The organism is Methanospirillum sp. (genome assembly GCF_035406105.1).
In the GTDB taxonomy this organism is placed as follows: domain Archaea; phylum Halobacteriota; class Methanomicrobia; order Methanomicrobiales; family Methanospirillaceae; genus Methanospirillum.
In genome coordinates, this window is the sequence record NZ_DAONKG010000212.1 from 3,017 (window position 1) to 4,098 (window position 1,082).

Consider the following 1,082-nt stretch of genomic DNA (forward strand, 5'->3'; position numbering starts at 1 on the left):
TTGAGGATATTGTGTGTGGTAAGATTCTGGCATGTATCCTGATCATACCGGTGCAGGTTGCCTTATGGCTGATTCTTCTGACCCTCAATGGTATCAGGATCGAATCCCTGATAGAGATCCTGGTTCATGTGGTATTTGCCTCAGCCGCTCTCATCCTCATCGCCGCGACGATTGCTGTATACTACCGGGACCGCACCAAAGCCCAGTTTATCTTCTCAACCGCGGTTATCATTGTGCTGCTCCTTATCCTTGCATTCCCGTCTAATCCGATAAATCTCATCGTACTTCTTGCAGTTGGAGGGGCACCCGTGTATCACTGGGCAGTCCTGGCAGCTTCGACAGCCGCCTGCGCAATTCTGGTTGTCCTGGTGAAAAATATAATCCGAAGGGTAGAGTATTCCTGATCTCTTCAGGAATTTTCTCTGGATTTATAATGGCTTATTCCAATATTTCCCGTTTGGCGGAGGCTAGTTTTGGCTCAAGTCGTACGGCTGTGGATATTGCAAGATCCGCACGGTCTGACAGTCCTCCTGCCTGCATGATGATTCCTGCGTTAAACCATACCTTGGGCATGGTCGGGAAGAGAGAAAGGGCTTTTTCTATAGCTAGAAGCGCTGCATCATAATTGCCTGTCTTATAATAGAGCACCGACAGGTAATGCCAGCGGATGGAAAAGTCCGGGTGATCCGGTGGGATGAGGCTGAAATCGCTGATCGCCCCCGGCACATCACCGGTCTTATATCTGATAAATCCACGTCGGAATATATACTCCGGGTTGTCCGGGTACTGCCTGACGAGCACTTCAAAATCGGTCAGAGCATCCAGATACCTTCCCGCGTCAAGATGACACATCCCCCGGTAATAGAGGATATCAAAATCGGTAATTCCTCCGGCAATTGCGGAGGTGAAAAAGCCACATGCCTCTTTCAGATCACCATCACGATATCGTTTCAGCCCTTCTATATATGCCTTCTTGGCCGGATCTTCTGCCCGGTTCTCAGTCCGGCTGTCCATGTGTACATGTTGCAGATTCCTCTATTTCAAGTCATCATCCGTTCTCCCATCTCATCTCTTGAAAAAAG

General features: G+C 49.0%; 1 protein-coding gene and 1 pseudogene. One reads left to right on the forward strand and one right to left on the reverse strand.

Features of this window, described 5'->3' with window-relative positions:
• Positions 1–404 (forward strand): annotated as a pseudogene (locus tag PLA23_RS11130) (ABC transporter permease); the annotation flags it as partial.
• Between the two features lie 34 nt (positions 405–438).
• Here PLA23_RS11130 and PLA23_RS11135 read toward each other — a convergent pair.
• Positions 439–1,014, reverse strand: a complete 576-nt coding sequence (locus PLA23_RS11135) for a tetratricopeptide repeat protein (RefSeq protein WP_324331488.1) — start codon at positions 1,012–1,014, stop codon at positions 439–441.
• Positions 1,015–1,082: the final 68 nt, after the last annotated feature.